Raw genomic sequence first — 23,890 nt, 5'->3', positions numbered from 1 at the left:
GCTTGATCCCAAGCGGGGTCTTTTTATTTACATCTATCCCGCATAGCCAAACATGCGTGGCAGCCACAACACCATGTCCGGGACAAAAACCAGCACCAAAAGTGCACCCAAAAGCGCGAAAACAAACGGCCAGATTTCGCGAATGATGTCGCGCAGCGGAATGCCCGTCACCCCATTCAGGACAAACAACAAAACACCATAAGGCGGGGTGATAAGCCCGATCATAATATTGATGGTGATCACGACCCCGAAATGCACCAAATCAATGCCCAGCATGCTGGCCGTTGGCAAAAACAGCGGCACGACAATCAACAGCAATGTGGTTGCATCAAACAGACAGCCCAGTGCCAGAATGATCACATTGATCAGCAACATGAATGCAAGGGGGGACATGTCGGTTGACGACAGGCTATCAGCGACAATCGACGGCAGATTTTCACTGGCAACCAGGTAATTGAGCACCAAGGCCGACGCAATGATCAGGCCGACAACCGATGTTGATTTCGCCCCATCCAAAACCAGCTTATAAAAATCACGCCAGCTGACCGAACGATAAAACAGCGCGGCCAAAATCAGGGCGTAAATCGCGGCAATCGCTGCGGCCTCGGTCGGGGTGGTAACGCCGCCATAAATCCCATACAGCAAAATCACCGGCAACATCAAAGCCGGGAACGCCCGTAAAGTCAGACGCGGGATATCGCGCAGTGGCACGACCTCATCGCGCTTAAAATCGCGCTTATGCGCCACAATCACGTTAAGGATCATCAAAACCAAGGCCATAAACAGGCCCGGTACAATCCCCGCCAAAAACAGATAGCCAATCGACGATCCTGAAATCAGCGCATAAAGGATCATGGGAATAGACGGGGGAATGATCGGGCCAATCACGCTTGAGGCCGCCGTCAATGCGGCGGCATACCCACCGGGATAGCGATTATCGCGTGTCATCAATTCAATGATCACCCGGCCAATCCCGGCCGCATCGGCAATCGCCGATCCCGACATGCCCGAAAAAATCACACTAGCCAGCACATTGACATGTGCCAGTCCGCCGCGAAAACGCCCGACAATGGCGATACAGAAATTAAGCAACCGATCACTGATCGTACCGGCATTCATAAAGTTCGCCGCCAAAATAAACAGCGGCACGGCCAGTAAAACATAGCTGTTAAACAGCCCGTTTAAGGCCTGCTCGGCAACAAGGCCCACATCTTGCCCGGACATGAACATATAGGCAATCGCGCCAGCCAGTGCGGCAATCGCAATCGGCATCCCGATCGCGCCCAACAGCAAAAAACCACCCAGACTAATGAGGAAAGCAATGCTCATGCCTTGGGCTCCGGATCAGAATGGGACGTTAAAGCAGGGGTTGGCGGCATTTCATCGGCCATCGCAGCGGTTTCTTGGTCACACGTTTGACGGCGCATCAATCGCCAAAGCGATATGCCACCGCGGATAATAACGGCGATCATGAAGACCGGGAAAATCGCATAGATGTAATCAAGGCCAATGCGCGTCACGGGTGCCTTTTCGATCCGCATAAACATCACGTAATCGATAATCACCGGAAGCCCGGAAATGAAGGCCACCGTAATACAGGACAGACCAAGAATGGCCATGACCCGACGCGTCCTGTTTGGGGCGGCCTGAAACAGCATGTTAAATGAAACATGATCAGACTCCCGCAACAAGAACGCCGATGTCCAGAACACCAGCCAAATATAAAGGATAACGCACACCTCGACCGTCCAACCAAGTGGGTTGTTCAGGACATAGCGCGCAAAAATTTGCAAAAGAAAGATCCCGAACATCGCGATGAACAATGTCACCGCGACGAGTTCGGCACCTTTTCTAAGATACTTGCTCAGATTGGGCACAGATAAATCACTTTACCGCGTTGATCTGTTCAACGATGCCTTCTGGCCAATCTTCGGCAAAATCGCTTTCAAGATAGGCGTTCTGGACTTTGGTACGGAAGGCCGCAACATCAGGCGCATAAACTTTAAGGCCCTCACCTTTAAAGAAGTCGATCAGCGACTTTTCATCGGCAATGCGCATTTTGTTGTTATAGGCCGTGGCAACGGCTGCGGCGTCCTTGACTTTTTTCTGCTGCTCTTCGGTCAGATCGTCATAGGTATCTTTGGCCATCGACAGGAAAATTGCATCCACCAAATGATCCGTCAGAACGATCTGATTGGTGACTTCGTAAAACTTCACCGCCTTCACGGTCGGAAGCGGATTGTCCTGTCCGTCAATGGTTCCTGTTTGAAGGCCGGTGTAAACTTCACCAAAGGCAAGCGGGGTGGCATCCGCACCCAATGCGTTGCCAAGGAACAGCCACGCATCAGACCCCGGCATGCGCAATTTCACACCTTCAAGGTCATCCGGAGTGGTAACTTTCTTGTCCGTGGCAAGGTTAAGTTCACGCGTCCCCAAATAGCCAACATCAAGAATTTCGATGTTCATATCGTCGGCGACCATGTCATAGAATTTCTGGCCGATTTCGCCGTTGAATACTTTTTTCTGATGGTCCGGGTCGCGGATCAAATAGCCTGCCGTAAAGACCGACCATTCCGGAATCTGTTTGGCAATGTCCTGGGCGGAAATCATCGCCATATCAAGGTTGCCACGCTGCATCGCGGCGGGCTCTGTTCCTTGTTTGAACAGGCTGGCATTGAGATGAATTTCAACATCGAACTCGCCAGGGGCGGTTTTGGCCAACTCGTCTTTGAAAACGGTCAGCATTTTGGCATGCCAATCAGACTCTACCGCCGGGCTTGAAATACGCAGCTTTACCGCATCCGCCGCAAAGGCCGATGTCGCGCTAAGCGCAAGCGTGCAAAGGGCTGCGGATGCAAATTTCACAAGGCTGCGCCCTGTTCGTAACATTGTCATTGGTTTCCTCCCTGACGGGTAAATAACTGATTTTCTAAGTTATCGTTCTTATTCTTGATCGGTTGACGGATGAGAATCAACACATCTGTACTAACACGATACCTATTGTATAACTAACATGTTAGTGCTACACAACTAATTGATTACAAACAGCCAAAATGCCGCCACCAACGGCCCCAATCAGGAAGCTTCAATGACCGTCACCAGAACCGAAAAATTTGGGATTTCATCCGCCATTACCACACCGTTTACCGATACGGGGGCGATCGATACCGATCTTTTAACCGCGCATGTCAAATCCGTGCTGGATCAGGGATGTTCATCTGTGACCCTTGGCGGAACCACCGGTGAAGGGCCGTCTTTATCAGTCGATGAAATGATTTCTGCCTTTAAGGCGCTGACCACCGCATCGATTGATCCAACGAAAATTGTGTTTGGTATTTTGCAATCGGCCCTGCCCGATGCCGTTGATGCCGCGCAAAAAGTATCGGCACTTGGCGGCAAATATGTGCTGGTCGCCCCGCCCTATTATTTCAAAGACGGCAGCGATGCAGGACTGGTGACCTGGTTTGATCAATTTCTTACCGCGATTGCCGATACAAACCTTAAGGTGATTTTGTATCACATCCCACAGGTAACCGCCGCCCCGATCACCCCCGATGTGGTCGGACAGATTATCAACGCCCATCCGGGCATGATTGCCGGCGTCAAAGATTCATCGGGCGACTGGGAAAATGCCAAAATCCTGCTGACGCGTTTTTCAGACAAGCACCATATCCTGATTGGCGATGAACGCCTGCTCGGCGAAGCCATCAAACGCGGCGCATCTGGCGCAATCAGCGGTGTCGCCAACCTGACACCCGGTCTTTTGACGCCGCTTTTGGACGGCGAAGCACCTGATAAAAACCTGACACCGTTTGTAAATGCGATTTTGGCGCATCCGGTGACCCCGGCGATTAAAACTTTGCTGGCCCACATCACCGACACGCCCGCATGGCGGCGCGTTCGCCCCCCGCTTGTCGAACTTGATCAGGCGCAGTATGAGTTACTGGCAACAACCTATGACAGCCTGTTTAAACCCGGAACCAATTAATGAATGACACCAAGCGGTCGCCAACCCGACACAGCAAGCGCAGCGAAGCCTATGACAGCTTTACCGAGCATCTGTTGTCGCGCGCCATTCATCCGGGGCAGTTTATCTCGCAGCGTGAGTTGGTCGAAATTACCGGCATACCGCTCAGTGCCATTCGCGAACTGATCCCGCGTCTTGAGACCGATGGTCTGATCACCACCGTGCCTCAACGCGGGATGCAGATTGCCCACATTGATCTTGATCTTGTGCGCAATGCGTTTCAGCTGCGCTTTTTCCTGGAACTTGAAGCGGCCCGATTGTTCACCCGTCAGGCCAGTGACGAGACCATTGCAAAACTGCGCAAAGAACATGAAGACGTTTTGAAATCGGCGGCAAACGGCATCACGCCTGAGTTGCTTGAACATGCACAGAATGTTGACTGGTCCCTGCATGATCAGATCATCGATGCGCTGGATAACGAAATCATCGCCAAGATTTACAAGGTCAACTCCGTCAAGATCCGCCTGATCCGACAAGAACGGTTCCGTTTAACCGACAAACTGCTGCAAACGGTGATGAACGATCATTTGGCCATCATCGCGGCCTTTGAAAAACGTGATCCGGAATTGGCCGCCGACTGCCTGCGCCAGCATCTTGAAAATGCGCGCGGTCGCGCCTTGGGCATTAGCGACCGATAAGGCAATCACGCTTTCAACCTATCGCTTCATGGCAATAAAAAACCGGCCGGAACCTGTGTTCCGACCGGCTTTAATCCCCTTATGGGGTAATCTGTATCGCGCAGCTTATACGAAGCGGCGGAATTCGCCCGATTTGCGCGGCGGGCAGAAGCGTTTCAAATAGGTCGGGGCAATTGCCTCAAGGCTATTTGGCTTAATGCCAAGCTCGGCGAAACCATCGGTGCCCTCAGATACGACATTGTCGGTTTTCAACAGGCGAACCTGATCCGGGGTCAATGGCGGCACCGGCAGGAACTGCAGGAAGAATGCCTGAATTGAGGCCAACCAGAACGGGACCGGCACCAAAATTGCGCGCTGACGGGTGATGTGCAGCATATCGCGCAGAAGCGCCATGAACGAATAGACTTCCGGCCCACCCAGTTCATAGTTTTTACCTGCGGACTTGCCTTCGACCAATGCGGTAACGAATGCCTCTGCCACGTCGCCGACATAGGCCGGCTGGAATTTCGGACCACCTTCGCCCAGCAAATCAACCTTGCCTTCGCCCAGATCAACCTTCGGCAGGCCCGGCGCACCAATAACCGGCAGAACCGGTGAATAGCGGGCCATTGAGGCAAACGTATTAAGGAAATTGTCATTCGGGCCAAAGATGACCGACGGACGGAAAATAACCGCATCGGCAAACGCATCGCGAACAGCCTTTTCACCGGCCAGTTTCGACGTCGCGTAATTTGCGCTGGTGTTTTTATCCACACCAAGTGCCGACATATGCAAAAGCGTTTTAACACCGCAAGCTTTGGCTTCTTTGGCAATGCGCTCGGCGGCTTTGACATGAACGTTCAGGAAATTGTTTTTGCCCCGTTCATACAAAATGCCCAACAGATTGATCACGGCTTCGGAGCCCTCAATCACGTCTTTGATCGAGTCTTCATTGCGCACATCGCAATAAACCGGAACCACCTGGCCCAAATAGCCCATGGGTTTGAGTTTCTTAACACGCTCAAAGCTGCGCGTCGGAACGCGAACGATAAAATCACGCTCAAGCAGACGCTTGACGATGTGACGTCCGACAAATCCGGTACCGCCAAAGACGGTTACGATACGACGATCCATGCTTGCTCTCTCCTTGCTGATCATTCTGCGCGCGGGATACCGCACAACCATACCAGCGCTAGATGCCTTCAAAGCCGGCTATGGCGACCGGCCCGATCAGAATGCTTTCCTGTGGATATTCATACTGCACCAACACATGGGACGATATGAATATCCACAGGCCCTTGGGTTATATACGACGCGAAACACGCGTCAACAATGCGCTTTTGTTAATCAACGCCGTCATTGGCGGTCTTTTCGGTCGTTCATTTCATCATAAAGCGCCAAAAGACCGGCTTGATAATCCGGGTAACGCAGTTTAACACCCAATTCTTGCTTTATCCGGGTATTTATAACGCGCTTGTTATCTTCGTAAAAGCTTGCCGCCATTGGGCTTAGCTTTGCCGTGGCAAAATCCTGCAAAGGCGGGGGATCAACACCCAGCAATCCACAGGCATGGGCAATCACATCCTGTGGCGGGGCGGCATCATCATCGCACACGTTATAGGCCGCACCGCAATTGGGGTGCTTAATCGATGCCAGAACGGTCTGGGCGATGTCATGCACATGAATGCGTGAAAACACCTGCCCTGGTTTCACAATCCGGCGCGCCCGACCCGATTTCACGGTTTCAAGCGCATTGCGCCCCGGGCCGTAAATCCCAGCCAGCCGGAAACTTTGCACACACAAACCATGGCGCTGGCCCAAATCAAACCACGCCTTTTCGGCGGCAACCCGCCTGCGCCCGCGTTTGCCCGTTGGCATCAATGCATCATCTTCGGTGACTTCGCCGCCATCGCGATCGCCGTAAACCCCGGTTGTCGATAAATATCCGATCCAGGTACCTTCAGGCAGGGCTGCCAAATCGACGCCATGATGCTTGATGACCGGATCGCCATCGCCGCCGGGTGGGGTGGAAATCAGAACATGGGTCACGCCATTAAGGGCCGCTTTGATGTCTTTGATCGGATGATTGTCGTCAAACAGGACGGCTTCATACCCCTGTTGCTCAAGACGTTCGGCCTTTTCTGCGGTGCGAGTAGTGCCCGCAATTTGCCAGCCATCCGCCGCCAACTGGTCGGCAACAAGGCGCGCGGAAAACCCTATCCCGAAACAAAACAGCTTATTGGTCATACTACCCCTAGGGTCTGTCATCACTTGGTCGTTTGGCGACTTTATCGATTTGCCACTTAAATCATGTCGTCAACATGGGCGCACAGTAACGACCTTAACCACGCCAGACAAAACCTTTCCTTAGGCAAGGATACGGCGGCACGTACCAGCAATAGAATAAACACCATCATTATCTTGCCGTTTTCATGATGTTTTTTGCACAATCAAACATTCTGGCATGGTCTGCATTGGGTTTCATCGCCTATGCTCCATCCGCACGACGTTTACAGAAAGGGAGCTTCTTTTACCATGGCACGCCGCGCGACCAGCAACTTTGTGAAACACGCCTGCCCGCTTTTACTGGCGGGGATGATCGCGATTGGGTATGCGCCAAACAGCTTTGCCCAAAGCACAAAAGGCATGACCACCGAAGAAGCCCAGCAATATAAAGATTGCCTGAAACTGGCCCAGCTACGCCCCGAAGACGGGTTTGAAAGTGCCATTGAATGGCGCGATATGGGCGGCGGGGAACCGGCGCGCCACTGTGTGGCTGTATCGTTGATCTCGCTTGGTAAATATAAAGAAGCCGCAACCCGTCTTGACGCGCTGGCCAAAGACAGCACCGCCGAGCCACATGTGGTTGCCGGGATGCTTTCGCAGGCCGGGCAAGCATGGATGATGGCCAGCAATCTTGAATTTGCGTGGCGCGATCAGACCCGCGCACTTGAGATTGTTAAAAACGATCCGCAACTTTGGATCGACCGGGCGATGGTTCTGGGCATGGCCGGCCAGTATTGGGAATCAATTGATGATTTGAACAAGGCGCTTGATCTTGAGCCCGATCAGATCGATGCCCTGATTTACCGCGCGACCGCGTGGCGCATGCTTAAAAGTTACGATTTGGCAATGACCGATATCGACAATGTTTTGTCGAAGGATCCAGACAATATGCAGGCGCTGTTTGAACGGGGCAACCTGCATCGCATTGCTGGCGATAATGACAAGGCACGCCGTGATTGGATGACTGTCATAGAAAATTCAAATGGAACCCCTGTCGCTGATGCCGCAAAAGCGAATATAGAGAAGATGGATGTTCGCACCGAGTCAGAATAGGCTCGCTGCGGTTTGATTTTATCTTTTACATGGTTCGGCATGACAGTCCGCCGAACCATGGCCGGGTGACCGGGAAAATTTGGGGGCCGCAATGCGTCGTACGCTTGCCATTACTGCTTTTACTGCATCTATCGCACTTGTCTCTGCCGCGTCTGTGGCACAGGCACGCGATCAGGTCCGTATTGTCGGATCATCAACGATTTTTCCGCTGACCACCAAGGTTGCCGAATATTTCGCCAAGACAACCGGATCCCCCGCCCCCGTGGTTGAAAGCACCGGTTCAGGCGGCGGATTTAAGCTGTTTTGTGGCGGCATCGGGGAACAATATCCCGATATCGTCGATGCATCGCGCCAAATCACCGGGTCAGAAACCGCAATTTGTGCCGCCAATTCCGTGCGCAATATCAGCGAAATCAAAATCGGCTATGACGGGATTGTTTTGTTGGGATCGCACGAAGCACCGGGAATGGCACTCACCGCGCGTCAGCTTTACTTGGCCCTTGCGCGCACGGTTCCGGTCAATGGGGCCAGTGTGCCAAACCCCAACGTAAAATGGTCCGATATTGACCCGTCCCTGCCGGATTTGAAAATTCGCGTATATGGTCCGCCGCCAACATCGGGCACACGCGATTTGATGGGGCAGCTGTTGCTTGATAAAGGTTGCGCAACCTTTTCCGATATTGCCAACCTTGAAAACACCGACCAGGACAGCTTCCGCCTTCTATGCCGGACGTTGCGCGAAGACGGTGCCTATATCCAAGCTGGCGAAAATGACCGTCTTGTCATTAGCAAGCTCGAAAAAGACCCAACATCCTATGGCGTGATGGGCTTTAACAATCTTGATCGCAACCGCGACCGTCTACAAGGTGTGCCGATTAACGGCGTCAAACCAAATTACGACACCATCCTTGAAGGCAGCTATCCCGGTTCACGTCCGCTTTATCTGTATGTAAAGGACGATCACCAGCAGCTTGTCCAATCCTTGGCCGATTTTGTATCGACCTATGTGTCGGACGCGGTGATTGGCGAAGAAGGACTTTTGGCCGATAACGGCCTTGTGCCACTAACCGCCGCTGAACGCCAAGAAACCCACGCCGAAGCAGCAAAGTTTTCTGGCAAATAAGCCTAATATAATCGCGTGATTTGAAACGGCCGGGCTTGTCAGTCCGGCCGTTTTGCGATCCAGACCTGATTGGTGGCATATCGCGGCGGATTGCCTTTGAAATCAGAAAATTCCGTTATCGAAACGAAACCGGATAGCTCCAACATCAACCGCATTTCACTGCGATGCACCCAGCGCAAATAATGCCAGGCGTCTTCGCGCCGAAGGGTTGCGCCATCCGCGCCAATTTCCTCAAACCGCCAATGCTCTTTAAATTGCTGGGTCAGTGGATCATTGGTGCGTTCCATGGCGGTAATACGCAAATGGCTTCCGGGCTGCCCCACGCCCTCTGGCATCGGAAGAAGCGGAAGCTCAACCACCTCTGGATCGCCTTCGGGCAGGCAATAGCGCAAATCCGGATCAATCAGATCAAGGGCGATAACCCCACCAGGTTTCAGATGGGCAAAGGCCCGTTCAAGCACACGACGTTGATCGTCGGCATCGGTGACTTCTTGCAGGCCACGAAACGGGATAATGATCAGGCCAAATTCCCGCCCCAGATCAAAGTCGCACATATTGCCATGGTGCCACGTCAGGTCGGGATATTTGTCGCGTGCTTGGTCCAGCATCGCGTTGGACAAATCCAGTCCTTCGACCGGAATGCCTTTCTCGGCGATGGCCGCCGAAATACGGCCCGTCCCACAGCCAAGCTCAAGAACCGGGTCGCCGGTTGGCCCGACAAGGCGCTGCGCCAAATCCGAATAGAATGGAATGGGATCTTCGAAAATTTTACGATCAAGATCAGCCCGAAGATCGTAACTGACCGTATTTAACCCTCCGACAGGGTAGAATTCATCAGATTGAGATGAATGCGTCATTCAAAATCCAGATCGGCATAATGCGCAGAGGGCGGGAAACTGGCCTGCCGGTCGGTCAAAATATCGCGCATAGAGGGGCGGCTTTTCACCCGCATATACCAATCTTTGGCGCGCGGATGCTTCGACCAATTGATATCACCCATGTAATCAATCACCGAAATTTGCGCCGCCGCGGCCAAATCGGCCATGGTCAAATGATCGCCGGCAAGCCAGTTGCGCCGTTCAAACAACCACCCGACATAATCAAGATGATAGGCCGCATTGGTCCGCCCAGCACGCAGAACCTTGGTATCGGGTGTGCCGGTGGCAAAGAAGCGTTTAAGCAGCTTTTCACCCAGCAAATGGTCGGTGACTTCGCGGTTAAATTTGCCATCAAACCACGCGACAAGGCGGCGAATTTCAGCCCGCTCTTTGGCATCGCCACCAAACAGTTTTGGCACGTCTGCGTCGGCATAAATCTCGTCGAGATATTCGCAAATTACGACAGAGTCACATAAAACCGTGCCGTCTTCATCCTGAAGCACCGGCACTTCGCCCGCAGGATTAAGCAACAGGAATTCGTCGCGCCGTTCCCAGACAGGCTCGGCCTTTAAAGTGAAATCGAGCTTTTTCTCAGCCAAGGCCAAACGCACCTTGCGCGAAAACGGCGATAGCCAAAAATGATGTAACTGACGCATAGACGTAAGAATACCAGACCAAGGATGAACTTTTTACAAAGACCGGCCTGCTGACGGGGCGATTTTTAACCGCGCCCAATCCTGTTCGTTTCAGTACCGGAATTGCAATTCTGTCAAACCACGCGGCACCGATTAAGTAAAGAGCTTCTCACCGTCCAAGCAGCGTTTTTGTTACTTTTTAGGCGGATAATCATCCCAAGCACAAAAAGCAGCCTGCCACGGCGGTAAAAACAGGCCATCGCGCGCCATTACAATCAATTATGCACCGCAGCTTTTTGCCAATGCCAGCATCCCGTCCAGATCAAGACAGGATTCCAAATGATCGGCCAATTCATCAAGGCTGGAATCAATCCCGGCCTCAAAATTCAGCGCATTTGAAACACCATTTCCGCCGATCCGGGCCAAAAAGGCATGGCGAAAGGCATCACTGCCAAACAATCCATGCAAATAGCACCCCATGACGCGGCCATCGGCACCAATTGCGCCATCAAGAACACCCGCACTTGGGTTGTTGGTTAGATCACCCGCTGGACCATCGCCAAGCCGCAACCAACTGCGCGCCCGATCTGGGCCATCCGTCTGGCCCATATGAATCTCATACCCCGCAAGGTTGATGTCGGCACCAAGACCATACGCATCGCCAACGGTCACCGCATGGGTCTTGCGCAGGGTTTTATCCCCAGCCATCACCGTTTCAACATCCAAAAGCCCCAGCCCGGCTTCGCTGCCCGGTGCGCCTTCGACCCCGTCCGGATCATGAACCATGCGCCCCAGCATTTGATAGCCACCACAAATGCCAATGACATGGCCACCGCGCCGATGATGGGCCCAAATATCAATGTCCCAGCCTTGATCTTTTAGGAACCTCAAATCCGCCATGGTGGATTTACTGCCCGGCAAAATCACCAGATCGCAATCCCCGGGGATCACCTGCCCCGGCTTGATCAGCAACAGGTCAACGTCCGGCTCCGCTGCCAGTGGGTCAAGATCATCGAAATTGGCAATACGCGGCAAATGAGGCACGGCAACCCGAAGGCGCACGCCAGTGCCAGCACCGGCTTCATCGCCACCATCCTCAGCATCGCGGCAATACTTCCCGGATTTTTCCAGTGCAACGCCGTCTTCGGCGGGCAGTTTATAGGCCCCCGGCCAATACGTTGCGATACCGTAACTTTTAAGGCCGGACTTATCGGCGATGATGTCAGTCGCTGATCCAAACAACGATACATCGCCGCGAAACTTGTTGATGACATAACCCTTAAGCCATCTGCGATCGGCATCCGATAGCAATTCATAAGTGCCAACGATGGATGCGATGACACCGCCCCGGTCAATATCCCCCACCAAAATCACCGGAATTTTGGCCGCCTCGGCAAAGCCCATATTGGCAATGTCTGCGCCGCGCAAATTTACTTCGGCCGGCGATCCTGCACCTTCTACCAGCACCAAGTCCGCGTCTGCTGCCATGATTTCAAAGCTTTCGATCACCTTGGGCAACAAATCACGCTTTAAGCGGTAATAATCGCGTGCCTTGGCCGTGGTCAGGACTTTGCCCTGCACCACCACCTGCGATCCGATATCCGATTGGGGTTTTAACAAAACCGGGTTCATATGCACCGTGGTTGGCACCCCCGCCGCACGCGCCTGAAGCGCCTGCGCACGGCCAATTTCACCGCCATCATCGGTGACGGCGGCATTATTGGACATGTTTTGCGGTTTAAACGGGCGCACGCGCAAACCCCGTCGGGCAAAGGCCCGGCAAAGACCGGCCACCAACAGGGATTTTCCCACGTCAGATCCGGTACCTTGCAACATCAGGGCGGGAACAGATTGCACACTCATTCCGGTTTCAAAACTTTCACATCCACAGCCTTCAATGCCTGATTAAACCGGCAAACTGTGCCACCATCTGACGATAGTGCGTTTATCAGAATTCAACGCCAATCTGCGCTTTGATGCCCTGTTCGCGGAAGGGATGTTTGATCATGGTCATTTCCGTCACGAGGTCGGCGGCCTCAATCAAAGTATCTGGCGCATTACGCCCGGTCAGAACCACATGCTGATCCGGCAGCTTTTCGGCCAACGCACCCAACACATCTTCAAGCGGCAGAAAATCATAGCGCAGCACGATATTAATCTCGTCCAAGATCACCATCGAAAAGCTTGGATCGCGCATCATTTCAAGCGCCTTGTTCCATGCTTCCCGCGCAAGGGCGACGTCTTGGGCACGGTTTTGTGTTTCCCACGTAAACCCGGCCCCCATGGCATGAAATTCACACAAATCGGGAAATTTGCGCAGCAATTTGGCTTCGCCGGTTTCCCAGCCGCCCTTGATGAACTGAACCACGCCCACCTTCATGTCATGACCCACACAGCGCATCGCCATGCCAAACGCCGAAGATGATTTGCCTTTACCCTTGCCGGTATGGACAATAATCAGGCCCTTTTTATCGATCTTCTGGGCCATCATTTTGTCGCGCGCAGCCTTGATCTTCTTCATCTTCTCGTCGTGGCGCGCATTCACATCCACGTCAGGCTGGGTCTTATCGGTCATGGTTTTGGGCCTTTGTATTTTCGGGCTAGATGGTTGCAGTCGCATATAGCGGAACAATGCGGCCAAGCGCGCTGGGGATCAAGGGCAGTTTTGCGGCGCCCGATCCAAATCAAGATGGGCGATTACCCCCTGAAAGCCAAGTTCTTTGGCCGCCGGACACAAGCTTTGCGGGTCATTTCCAACTTCCATTTCGTCCAGATACTCAACAGCAAAAACCGGTTTACTCATCTCGGCATAGGGTTCGAAATCTTCCATAAAGCCCAGTCGATACGCCGATTCAAGAAGGGCGAAATCCATTTTATCGACCAATTCCGGCACAAGGTCCGGCGCGTTTTTCTGCCCAATGGCAAGACCGCGCGCATGGGCCTGATCAATCAGCCAATTGACGTATAAAAGCTGATCCTTGCGGGATAAATCAAACCCGGTTTCCTTGTTGGTCGCATCGGCTTCATAGGCGTCAATATTATCAGGCTCAATCGCCAAGAACCCCTTGTCACGACACAGGTCAAACCGGGCCAAAATCACATCGGAAAACCGTTCAAACCGCCGAATGTTTAGCCAGTATTCACCGGGCCAGCCCCAATACGCGTTGCCAATGCTATCGGGTGGAAACTGGTTGCGATCCGAACGCCAATCTTCCACCGCACCAACATTCACATAACAAATCGGAAAAATCCCGGCATCACGCCATGCCCGGACTTGTTCAGCCGTCGTATCAAATGCATCACTGCCAACAACCTTAATGTGGCTACCCAGCTTAATATCGCCTTGTAACTGCCAATGGAACGGCCCACTAGGCACGTTTGGCCAAGCGTGCGACGATGAAGTTTGCGATGATGTTTGCGCCGTCACCGATCCGATTGGCACGGCACAAACGACCACGCAAAAAGCAAAACGCGTGAAAAACGTTAAAAGCTTGGCGGCGAAGGGGGATTTCGTTGTGTGCATGGCGCGGTCCCGACTGTTTAGCCGTAACTGTGCCCGTCGCCTTGCATTTATACAACTGCGCAATGGGATAACCCGGTACTGAAAAATCGGTGAATTGATACGACCCTGCCCCACCAAGCAGACAAGTGAAAAGCGCGATCCAAATGACCGCGCTTTTCTGGCCCCATCGCGGGGCGCTCCCCCTCCCCAGGCGGGAATGAATGGGGATATGATTGCGTTCGATACGCGCCCTTAGCGTGGCGACAACCCAAGATCACCTGTTACCAGGTCCGCCCATTTATCGGGCTCACGCATATCGATACTGCGCAGTTCCGGGCGACGCATTTTGGCCTTGTTAAAAAGCTGCAACCGATCGCCGGGCGACATACGGCGCAGGCGCATCAGCGCCCGATGGACCGCGTCATTTGCCGGACCAGATGGCCGCTGGAAGCTTTGCTCCACCACTTCAAGGCGACGTTCAAGCCAATTGCGGCTGGTCACCACTTGCTCGATCAAGGATTTGAATTCCCGCACCACCGGAAAATGATCCATCTGGAGGTGGGCAACAGATACGGCTGCGCGCCAAACTTGGCGTTCGACACCCTGCAAATACCGCCAATAGATTTTCACCTTGGCATCGATTTCGACCGGGGTTTGATCCGGTCCGGGTAAATGGCGTGAAATTTCGGCCAGACCGTCGCGAAATTCGTCAAACCGTACCGGGCGATGTTGGCCACTAAACTGTTCACGTACCTTTAAAACAGCCGGGATTGCGCCGCGCGCCGGGCGGTATTTCCCGTGCCCTTGCAAATCATCGCGCAGCCAATTTGGAATATCACAATCAGCAATCAGTGAATCAATGATGTCCGCGTGTCCGCCATAGGCGGGTAAAGGCGTCTGCACATAGTCAGGCAGTCGAACATCAGAACGAGAAGTGCGTCGAACGTTGGTCGTTTTTTGCATCGCGGCCTCCGAACTCGTCGATCGGTCTGCGATCCCACGCAGGCGATCAGAAAGAAGTGCCCCGTCCCTCACAACTATTAACAGTTGGTTAATCAGGATATGGTGCGTAATCGAAACGTTTCAACTGCTGATAATGTTCCGAAAGTAAAATTTTCGTGAGTCCGTCGGCGTTTAGGGCACTTATATCTGGTCGATCAGATCACGCGAAACGCTGTTACGCTTTGGCTGCCACAGACCGCGTTCAATCGCTTCGCGCAGGCGGTTTTGAATATCACGCAGTGCATCTGGATTGTGCTTGGCAATAAAATCACGCACAGCTTCATCATCAAGATAGGCATCATAAACCAAATCAAAATGATGGTCTGCGACACAGCGTGACGTCGCCGCAAACGCAAAAAGATAATCAACCGTTGCGGCAATCTCAAACGCGCCCTTATAGCCGTGCCGCATGACGCCATTGATCCATTTCGGATTGACCACGCGCGAACGCACAACGCGGGCTATTTCTTCTTCAAGGGTCCGAATTTTGGGGTTTTCCGGGCGGGAATGGTCACTGTGATAGACAACTGGCTGCTTGCCCGAAAGGCTGCGTACCGCAGATGTCATTCCGCCTTCGAACTGATAATAATCATCGGAATCCAAAAGGTCATGTTCACGGTTATCCTGATTATGGACAATCGCATCGACCTTCGAAAGCCGGGTTTCAAAAAGTCCCCGTGCGGCTTCGCCACTTGCCCCATTGCCATAGGCATAACTGCCCCAGGCCAGATAGGCATCGGCAAGATCGTCTTCGTCTTCCCACAGCTTTTCATCAATCATGGCCTGCAACCCGGCGCCATAAGCACCGGGTTTAGAGCCAAACACCCGAAAGGCCGCCTGCCGGTCGGCCTGATCATCGCTTAATCCCTGCCCGCGCAGCTTTTGCGTTTCCTGTGCGACCCGGGTGGCAATCGGATTGGTTTCTTGGGGCTCATCCGTTTGGGCCGCCACCGCGCGCACCGCACTGTCAAACAAATCGATCAGCCCGGGGAACGCATCACGGAAAAACCCGGAAATGCGCAAGGTCACATCGACGCGCGGACGCCCCAAAACCGATCCCGGCATAATTTCAAATCCCGTCACCCGACGTGATGCACTATCCCATGTCGGGCGGACCCCCATCAGGGCCATTGCCTGGGCAATATCATCGCCGCCTGTGCGCATATTGCTCGTACCCCACACCGAAAGCCCAAGGGCGGCGGGCCATTCACCATGATCTTGCACATGGCGTTCAAGCAAAAGCTCCGCCGACTTCCACCCCAATTGCCACGCAGCAGGGGTTGGGACCGTGCGTGTATCGACGGAATAAAAATTCCGCCCGGTTGGTAAAACATCGGGTCGCCCACGGGTCGGCGCCCCCGATGGCCCCGGCGCGACAAACTTGCCCGCAAGGCCGTGCAAAAGACCATCAATTTCCGCCGCCCCACAGCCAACAACAGATGGTCTGATATGGGCATCAACATCCGAAAGAACGTCACAAACCGCTGACCATTGGGGTTCGGGTTTTACGGTACCGTTGATCAGGTCGCGGGCAAGAAGTTCGATCCGCTCGACCGTATCGCCATAGGTGCGCCATGGCCCAACATCATAAGCCCCGCACTCATCATCGCCATTACCCGCGTCATAGCGGGCCAAAACATCCGGCTTTGTGCCGGACCAGACGTCGCCAAAGGTACAATTAAGCGGATCAAACCCGTCCTCATCCAAAAGGTCCTTGGCAATCGCGCGGTGTAGCGATGCGGTGGGTCCAATATCCGATCCGCGCGGCAAACGCGCCAATGCGACCAAAAGATCGGTCAAAAGATCGCCTTCTGGGGCCTTGCCAAAGATATGCAGACCGTCGCGAATTTGAAGTTCTTTAAGCTCGCACAGATAGTTATCAAGCTTGGCCAAGGCACTTTCTTCGTCTTCGCCAACTTCAATGCCGCAATCACGGTCAAGACCGGTGCGAATGGCAAGTTCAAGAATATCGCGTTTCAGGATCGCCAGACGGCGCGGGTCAATGGCGGCGGCTTCAAAATACTCATCGACCAATGCTTCAAGGTCTTTGAGCGGCCCATAACTTTCCGCCCGGGTTAAGGGCGGGGTTAAGTGATCAAGAATCACGGCCTGTGCACGGCGTTTGGCTTGTGTGCCTTCGCCCGGGTCATTGACGATAAAAGGATAGAAATGCGGCGTCGGACCAAAGACGGCCTCGGGGAAACATTCGGCTGACAGGGCCAATGATTTGCCGGGCAACCATTCCATATTGCCATGCTTGCCAAAATGAATAATCGCATCGACGCCAAATTCATGGCGCAACCAGATATAAAACGCGAAATAGTTGTGTGGCGGCACCAAATCGGGCGAGTGATAACTTTCAAGCGGGTTGATATTGTAACCGCGCGCAGGCTGAAGACCGACGACGACATTCCCCATCGGCACGATCGACAGGGCAAAGCTGTCCTGACCCGGCAGGTAAAATGGATCCGTATCGGGCGCACCCCAGGCATCGATCACCTGATCACGTATTGTCGCGGGCAAGGCATCGAAACCGCGCTGATAGGCCGCCATCGGCAGCGTGACGCGAATATCGCGCCCCGCAAGCGACTTAAAATCATTTGTCGGACCGGCCTTAACCGCCTTCATCAGCGCATCGCCATTTTCGGGCACGTATTCAAGCGCGTAGCCTTCTTGTTCCATCGCACGCAGGGTTTCAATCATGCCTGCCGGGGTATCAAGGCCCACACCATTGCCCAATCGGGCGTCCTTGTTGGGGTAATTGGCCATGATCATCGCAACCTTGCGCGATGGGGCATCGCGACGGCGCAGCTTGGCCCAATTGGCCGTCAACGCGGCGACAAATGCCACCCGATCACGCACCGGGATATATTTCACCAGATCAATCTGGGTCAGGGGGTCTTTGCCTGCCGATCCTTTAAACGAAATCGCACGCGATAAAATGCGGCCATCGACTTCGGGCAGGGCAACATTCATCGCAATATCACGTGCGGCAAGACCATTGACGCCATCGCGCCAGGCCTGTTCGCTGCCACCCGACAGGACAAGCTGAAACACAGGTGCATCGACCGCGCCAAACGGCCCATCTTTTCGTTGCGATCCCGGAACAGAAATCGAAAACCCGGTGGTATTTAAAACAATATCGGCTTGTGTTTCGACCAACCAATCACTGACCAAGGCCGCGGCCGCCGGGTCCTTAAGACTGGACACAAAAATTGGCAGTGGGTTCAGGTTGTTGGCCTGTAATTCCTCAACCAGAACATCAATAATATCTAAATTAGCAGATTGCACCAAGGAACGGTAGAAGATAATTGGCGTAACCGGTTGATTTTGCGTCCACTTTTCGCGGATACCCGCCAAGTCAATATCGGCATTTCCCGGCCAATATCCCCCCGCCTTAACCAGTGGCGCGGCGGGTTTCCAATTCCAGTTAACAGATGAATTCAACTTTTCATATATAAGACGAAGTAAACTCTCGGAATTTTGTGGGCCGCCTTCGATCAAATAGCGCCAAATATGCTGATAATCGGCCCCCTTGATGGTCGACAGCGACAACAGCTCCGCATCGGGTTGATCGTCGCCGGGCAACAGCACCAGCGGAATGTCTTTTGACCGGGCAAGGGCGACCAATTGTTCGATGCCGTAATCCCAATATCCCCGTCCGCCCAAAATGCGGACAATGATAAATTTGGCATCACACAACACATCATCGACATACAGATCGACCGACATGTTGTGACCAAGCTGTAATAAGCTGGCCAAACGCAAAGACGGAACATCATCGGCAAATTCAGCCACCAACCGATCCTGCGCCCCGGCAAGACAGGCCAACTCGGACTCTGCTGCTGACAGGATCACCACATCGCCGGGTTCCTGTCCAAGATCGACGGCTTCGCTGCCGTCTGTCACCATTCCGGGCTGTGCTGCCAGCAAATGCATCGGGAATTTCCGTCTCTTTTTCTTAGGCCATTAGTGGGTGGTCGTTAGCTACGACGTCAGTACCCATTGTATCGGGGCGACCCCGCATCCCAGACGTGGCAGAACCATCGCCGGGGATGCGGGTATCAAAGGATCATTTCGACGTGAAACTGTGAAACAGGGCCTTGCAACCATAGGACAGAAATACTGTTTCACGTGAAACAAAATAGGAACATTTATTCTTACGCCGCCTTAATCGCTGCTTCAATTGCAGGACGGTCCAGCCCATGCAACCCAATCACAACCAGTTCAGACCGGCGTGTTTCACTGTCGGCCCACGGACGGTCAAAATACCGCTGGAACCGTTCGCCCACCCCTTGGACGACATGGCGCATTGGCTTGCCTGGGACATCAAGAAATCCTTTGATGCGCAGCACATCAAATTGACGCACAACCTCAATCAGGCGTTTTTCCAACGCGGCCGGATCAGAAACCGCATCAAGGCTGACGATAAAACTATCAAAATCGTCGTGGTCATGGTCGTGACCGTCATCATGATGGGATGGACGACTATCAAGGTCATCCTCAGCCGCGGCCCCAAGACCCAACAAAATAGCATTTTCAATGCGGGCATGATCCGTCGCGATGATCTTGACCGATGGGCGTTTAAGCTCAGCGCGAATATCGGCTTCAACCTGGGTCCGTTCCGCGTCGCTGAGAAGGTCGGTTTTGTTCAACACAACCATGTCTGCGCAATGAAGCTGTTCTTCAAACAGTTCTTCCAACGGGCTTTCATGATCAAGGTTATCATCTGCTTCGCGCTGAGCCTGAACCGCGTGATGATCATGGGCAAAAAGCCCATCGCGCAATGCCGCCCCATCAAGTACCGCGACCACGCCATCAACAGTAACGCGTGACCGGATTTCCGGCCAATTAAACGCTTTTACCAACGGTTTTGGCAGGGCCAAACCAGATGTTTCGATAACAATATGATCTGGCGGTGTATCACGGTCGATCAAGCTTTGAATGGTCGGCAGGAAATCATCGGCCACCGTGCAACAGATGCAGCCATTGGCCAGTTCAACCACATCGTCTTCTGCACATCCTTCGATGCCGCAACCGTTAATGATGCCCCGATCCACGCCAAGATCGCCAAATTCGTTAATGATCAGCGCAATCCGTTTGCCGTTGGCATTTTCCAGCATGTTGCGGATCATGGTGGTTTTGCCCGCACCAAGAAAACCGGTAATCACAGTTGCGGGAATTTTACCCATTTGTGCCATGTTCGAATGTCCTTAAATCTTAAATTTAATGCTGAAATATCGTTGGGTTATGATTTGACCTGCATCGGAATGCCCGCAACCACCAACGTCACGTGGCCTGCAATTTCGGCGATGCGCTGATGCAGGCGCCCGGCGTGATCGCGGAAGCTCCGTGCCATTGCATTTTCCGGCACGATCCCAAAGCCGACCTCGTTTGAAACCAAAAGAACCGGGATATCCAGTTTGGGCAAAAGATCACAAAGCTGATCAAATTCCGCTTCAACATCGCGGTCTTCAAGCATCAAATTGGTCAGCCATAAGGTCAGGCAATCGACCAAAACTGGCTTTGCGCCCGGTTGATTGCACGCACGCAGGGCATCACACAATGCGATCGGTTCTTCGATCGTGTGCCATAAATCGCCGCGTGTTTGTTTGTGAAGATCGATGCGGTTGGCCATTTCCTCGTCCCAGGCGCGCCCGGTCGCGATATAGGTTCCGCCACCTGCCTGAAGGATGAGGTTTTCGGCAAACCGGCTTTTGCCCGATCGGGCACCGCCAAGGACCAAATGTATCCCGGCAAGCGGTTCTGTTTGGGTCATCCCGTTTTCCTCGCCATGGCCTCCCACCGAGGCCCGATTGCGTCGCCTGCACCTTTGCGTGCTGACACCTTCGGCTGGTTTCCTGGCTGCGGGCGTGAAAGCAATCCGCCTTCCCGGTTTCCCGGTGGCTGGCGCCAAAGCGCCTAGATCACCCAACCCGATACAGTTGCGGGGGCAGCACCGGCATTTCACCGATTTCCCATCACCGAACGGTGCGCCGAACCTAACAGCTTTGCAGGTTAAGCCAAAGCGCTATCTCTACCCTATGCTCAAGGTCAGTATTTGTCAGAATTGCGTTCTTGAGACCGACGGTCATTTAAGAGACCATGAATATGCAACAAGCTGGAAAGCGGCAAAAAAACAAGCGCCCGCCAGCATGACGACCGGAAAAAAGAACAATCATATCCGGTTGGTTCCACGGACATGCATCTTCGATCTCTTGGGAAAAATAGAAAACTGTAAGAATCAGATGGCAATTCATGACCACCTACACGAAATCCAGGCACGCAGAATGCCAATCTGGATTACTTCGTCACGCAAAGATATGTGGCTCGGCCTGCTTGAACGTTTGCACACGCATGACAGGTCGTTTCATAAATTCCTAGAAAGCCATGCGAAAGACGGCGAAATCACCCTTGCCCGGCGCGACGTGCGCCAAATTTTCGCAGAAGATGCCTTAGCCGGAATGATCGCGACCATTGTCTGGTCCCATTCGCGCGGGATGCGTGTGAACGCCTTGTCTATGCTGGTGCGCGATTTGCCGACACTCACCACATTAATGTCGATAAATGACTTCCGGGAACAAGAACTTAATGAACTTTTGGCCCAGCCCGGAATTTCAGTCCCAACCGCAAGCAAAATCCTGTCTGCCTGCGGCAAAACATATTGCGGGATGCCGGCGGCCATTTTGGATGACACCATCATTCAGGTCATCGAAAGCGATACATTTGCCGATGATTTTCCAACGGTTGCGCACCTGCGCAATAAGTCACGCAGCCGACCGATCCCGTATTACAATGCCTACCTTCGCGACGTCAGTGCACTTTGCGAAAAATACGATCTGACCAGCGATATGATCGACCGATACCTTTCGGAATACGCATTGGGTAACGTCGCGCAACAGCAAGAATTAAAATCTGCCTAAACATCACCGCCACCAAAAACCAAACTACGATAGGGCCACGATATTGATCAGATGATCGTGGCCTGCGTGATGTTTGGCTCATTTAATAGCGCTGATTGACGGATGTTACCCGCCAGCCGGGTTCGTCAACGCCGTCGATATATTCCAGTCGCGTTAACGCTAGCGTATCAATATGAAATGAAAGGGCGGCTTCCAGCGACAGCCCAAGCGCATTGGCAAGGATGGCCCGCACTGTACCTCCGTGGACGACGGCAACAATATCGCGACCGGCCCAATAACGATTTAAACGGCTAAATATTGGGCCGACACGGCTAACAACGTCGGCAAAGCTTTCGCCATTTGGCGGTTGCTGGCGGGCAAAGTCAGTCCAGAATTTTGTCGTCTCGCCCTTGGGCAGATCATTCCAATGTTGCATTTCCCATGCCCCAAAATGCTGCTCGGCAAGGGCGGCTTCACGGGTTGGGGTAACGTCTTCGTCGATCAGTTCCTGTAATTTCAGTGCCGTATCAAGCGTGCGCGATAAATGGCTTGTGACCCAAACAGCATCTTTGGGCAGATGGCGCGCCAAGGATCGCAAGGCCTTTTCATCGGATAAATCGGCTTGCATATCGCTTCGGCCATAAACCAGACGATCCGGGTTTAAAACCGGCGCATGACGCACCAACCACCACCGCGTTGTTTGAATTGTCATGTCCTGATCCCACCAAAATCCCAGATGAAGCCTGCGACCTCATCAGCGTAAATGCGGCCTAATTATACAGTGCCGATTGCAGCAATAAATCCCATGCCGACAAACAGTTCCGCGATCATTTGGGTCGCCCCCAAAACATCACCCGTTTGGCCGCCGATTTGCCATTTGGCAATTGCACCCATCAAAACCGTTGCCAGCATGGCAGCCAAAAGAACAGCAAGCACCACAAATAGCCCTGATAAAGCCCAAACAATCCCCGAAGCAACGACAAGTCCCAATATCACATATCGCCATTCAGGGTGTCCGGCGCCTTTGCCAAGGCCGTTATCACGTGCGGGGGGAAGAACCGTCATTAAAACCGGCATGGCGGCACGTGACATGACCGCCATAATAAGCAAAAGAACCACTGCCTGCCCGGCATTTGCCGCCTGAACCAACAATGCCACACGCAAGCCAAGACACAGGACAAGTGCAACCACGCCATATGTGCCAATACGGCTATCGCGCATGATTTCAAGCTTGCGGGCGCGTTCCAGCCCCCCACCAAAACCATCGGCGCAATCGGCCAGTCCATCTTCATGCATGGCACCGGTTAATAATACCAATGCCAAAACCGCCACAATGGCAAAGACAACGGCACTTCCTGTTAAGTACGCGGCAAATTGGGCCGGGATAAGTGCGATACCCACCAAGAACACCCCAACCAATGGCCAACACCAGACAGACCTTGCAATCGTAACCGGGCGAAAATCATCCATCGGAAAGACCGGAACCCGGCTGAGCAAGACGAGTGCACGAAAGAAATCAGACAGAACCGGGATCGTGCCAAAGGAAGAAGTACCGTCCTTCGGTGCTGCACCATCTACTTTCGGTGTTCCGCCGTTTTCATCAGAACTTTGCATGTTTGTTTCGATTTGGTTATGATCTTCGGGCACCGTCATTTTCCGATTTTCGATCTGGTATTGTGACGATCTTGGTTCTAGGTTGAGGCAACCTTGGAACTTTGATTGTTAAGAACGTTTCGTTGATCCGCTTAGTCGCCGTATAAAACATGTCTTAATCCATGCAAGAATACCAGACTAGGCTGTTTTGCGCTGCACGTGCTGATCGTTGCATAACATGTGCCCCGTTGGACGACACGGACAAAAAGACG

At 53.1% G+C, this 23,890-nt stretch carries 21 protein-coding genes and 1 riboswitch; of the genes, 5 read left to right on the top strand and 16 right to left on the bottom strand.

Going from position 1 to position 23,890, the window contains the following annotated elements; translation table 11 throughout:
- Positions 1–33: 33 nt before the first annotated feature.
- From HCZ99_RS04760 to HCZ99_RS04750, 3 genes are read right to left on the bottom strand one after another with little or no spacing between them, the layout of a single operon-like run.
- Positions 34–1,329, bottom strand: coding sequence for a TRAP transporter large permease (locus tag HCZ99_RS04760; protein ID WP_167445708.1), 1,296 nt, complete (start codon positions 1,327–1,329; stop codon positions 34–36).
- A complete protein-coding gene (locus tag HCZ99_RS04755) occupies positions 1,326–1,877 on the bottom strand; it encodes a TRAP transporter small permease (RefSeq protein ID WP_167445706.1) in 552 nt (183 codons plus the stop codon). The genes HCZ99_RS04760 and HCZ99_RS04755 overlap by 4 nt, the downstream gene beginning before the upstream one ends.
- Positions 1,878–1,884: 7 nt before the next feature.
- The gene (locus HCZ99_RS04750) at positions 1,885–2,895 is read right to left on the bottom strand and encodes a sialic acid TRAP transporter substrate-binding protein SiaP (protein WP_167445704.1); all 1,011 of its coding nucleotides are present in this window, start codon (positions 2,893–2,895) and stop codon (positions 1,885–1,887) included.
- Between the two features lie 193 nt (positions 2,896–3,088).
- Between HCZ99_RS04750 and HCZ99_RS04745 the strand changes: the two genes are divergently transcribed.
- Both HCZ99_RS04745 and HCZ99_RS04740 read left to right on the top strand, forming a co-directional pair.
- Positions 3,089–3,988 (top strand): dihydrodipicolinate synthase family protein, encoded by a 900-nt coding sequence (locus tag HCZ99_RS04745; protein WP_167445703.1) that lies wholly within the window; start codon positions 3,089–3,091, stop codon positions 3,986–3,988.
- Entirely contained in the window at positions 3,988–4,665 is a 678-nt protein-coding gene (locus tag HCZ99_RS04740) for a GntR family transcriptional regulator (protein ID WP_167445701.1), read from the top strand. The genes HCZ99_RS04745 and HCZ99_RS04740 overlap by 1 nt, the downstream gene beginning before the upstream one ends.
- A 105-nt stretch (positions 4,666–4,770) precedes the next feature.
- Here the strand turns inward: HCZ99_RS04740 and HCZ99_RS04735 are convergent, their stop codons facing one another.
- Entirely contained in the window at positions 4,771–5,778 is a 1,008-nt protein-coding gene (locus HCZ99_RS04735) for a complex I NDUFA9 subunit family protein (protein WP_167445699.1), read from the bottom strand.
- Between the two features lie 222 nt (positions 5,779–6,000).
- Positions 6,001–6,891 (bottom strand): SDR family oxidoreductase, encoded by an 891-nt coding sequence (locus tag HCZ99_RS04730; RefSeq protein ID WP_175581382.1) that lies wholly within the window; start codon positions 6,889–6,891, stop codon positions 6,001–6,003.
- Between the two features lie 288 nt (positions 6,892–7,179).
- Between HCZ99_RS04730 and HCZ99_RS04725 the strand changes: the two genes are divergently transcribed.
- On the top strand, positions 7,180–7,983 hold the full coding sequence (locus HCZ99_RS04725) for a tetratricopeptide repeat protein (protein WP_167445695.1): 804 nt from the start codon (positions 7,180–7,182) through the stop codon (positions 7,981–7,983).
- Between the two features lie 91 nt (positions 7,984–8,074).
- Entirely contained in the window at positions 8,075–9,106 is a 1,032-nt protein-coding gene (locus HCZ99_RS04720; protein ID WP_167445693.1) for a substrate-binding domain-containing protein, read from the top strand.
- Between the two features lie 38 nt (positions 9,107–9,144).
- On the opposite strand, the gene HCZ99_RS04715 is transcribed toward HCZ99_RS04720, so the two are convergent.
- The 9 genes from HCZ99_RS04715 to cobU form a co-directional block, all read right to left on the bottom strand.
- Positions 9,145–9,963 (bottom strand): class I SAM-dependent methyltransferase, encoded by an 819-nt coding sequence (locus HCZ99_RS04715; RefSeq protein ID WP_167445691.1) that lies wholly within the window; start codon positions 9,961–9,963, stop codon positions 9,145–9,147.
- Entirely contained in the window at positions 9,960–10,640 is a 681-nt protein-coding gene (locus HCZ99_RS04710; protein ID WP_167445689.1) for a glutathione S-transferase family protein, read from the bottom strand. The genes HCZ99_RS04715 and HCZ99_RS04710 overlap by 4 nt, the downstream gene beginning before the upstream one ends.
- 258 nt (positions 10,641–10,898) lie before the next feature.
- Entirely contained in the window at positions 10,899–12,482 is a 1,584-nt protein-coding gene (locus HCZ99_RS04705) for a cobyric acid synthase (protein ID WP_167445687.1), read from the bottom strand.
- An 85-nt stretch (positions 12,483–12,567) separates the two neighbouring features.
- A complete protein-coding gene (gene cobO / locus HCZ99_RS04700; protein ID WP_167445685.1) occupies positions 12,568–13,194 on the bottom strand; it encodes a cob(I)yrinic acid a,c-diamide adenosyltransferase in 627 nt (208 codons plus the stop codon).
- 78 nt (positions 13,195–13,272) lie between these two features.
- On the bottom strand, positions 13,273–14,142 hold the full coding sequence (locus tag HCZ99_RS04695) for an endo alpha-1,4 polygalactosaminidase (RefSeq protein ID WP_167445683.1): 870 nt from the start codon (positions 14,140–14,142) through the stop codon (positions 13,273–13,275).
- 231 nt (positions 14,143–14,373) lie between these two features.
- Positions 14,374–15,084 carry a hypothetical protein gene (locus HCZ99_RS04690; protein WP_167445681.1) on the bottom strand — a complete coding sequence of 237 codons (711 nt, stop codon included), beginning with the start codon at positions 15,082–15,084 and terminating at the stop codon, positions 14,374–14,376.
- Between the two features lie 180 nt (positions 15,085–15,264).
- Entirely contained in the window at positions 15,265–19,062 is a 3,798-nt protein-coding gene (gene cobN, locus HCZ99_RS04685; RefSeq protein WP_167445679.1) for a cobaltochelatase subunit CobN, read from the bottom strand.
- A 221-nt stretch (positions 19,063–19,283) separates the two neighbouring features.
- Positions 19,284–20,324: a cobalamin biosynthesis protein CobW gene (cobW, locus tag HCZ99_RS04680; RefSeq protein WP_167445677.1), complete on the bottom strand. Its 1,041-nt coding sequence runs from the start codon at positions 20,322–20,324 to the stop codon at positions 19,284–19,286.
- A gap of 47 nt (positions 20,325–20,371) precedes the next feature.
- Entirely contained in the window at positions 20,372–20,902 is a 531-nt protein-coding gene (gene cobU / locus HCZ99_RS04675; RefSeq protein WP_167445675.1) for a bifunctional adenosylcobinamide kinase/adenosylcobinamide-phosphate guanylyltransferase, read from the bottom strand.
- A 55-nt stretch (positions 20,903–20,957) separates the two neighbouring features.
- Positions 20,958–21,139: riboswitch (cobalamin riboswitch) on the bottom strand.
- 274 nt (positions 21,140–21,413) lie between these two features.
- Between cobU and HCZ99_RS04670 the strand changes: the two genes are divergently transcribed.
- Positions 21,414–22,046: a hypothetical protein gene (locus HCZ99_RS04670; protein WP_167445673.1), complete on the top strand. Its 633-nt coding sequence runs from the start codon at positions 21,414–21,416 to the stop codon at positions 22,044–22,046.
- An 82-nt stretch (positions 22,047–22,128) separates the two neighbouring features.
- On the opposite strand, the gene HCZ99_RS04665 is transcribed toward HCZ99_RS04670, so the two are convergent.
- Together HCZ99_RS04665 and cobS are read right to left on the bottom strand one after the other, a co-directional pair.
- Positions 22,129–22,737 (bottom strand): histidine phosphatase family protein, encoded by a 609-nt coding sequence (locus HCZ99_RS04665; protein ID WP_167445671.1) that lies wholly within the window; start codon positions 22,735–22,737, stop codon positions 22,129–22,131.
- 62 nt (positions 22,738–22,799) lie between these two features.
- A complete protein-coding gene (gene cobS, locus HCZ99_RS04660; RefSeq protein ID WP_167445669.1) occupies positions 22,800–23,678 on the bottom strand; it encodes an adenosylcobinamide-GDP ribazoletransferase in 879 nt (292 codons plus the stop codon).
- Positions 23,679–23,890 lie beyond the last annotated feature (212 nt).

It is taken from the genome of Thalassospira lucentensis, assembly GCF_011806425.1.
Lineage (GTDB): Bacteria > Pseudomonadota > Alphaproteobacteria > Rhodospirillales > Thalassospiraceae > Thalassospira > Thalassospira lucentensis_B.
This window is presented reverse-complemented; position numbering and strand designations above follow the sequence as displayed.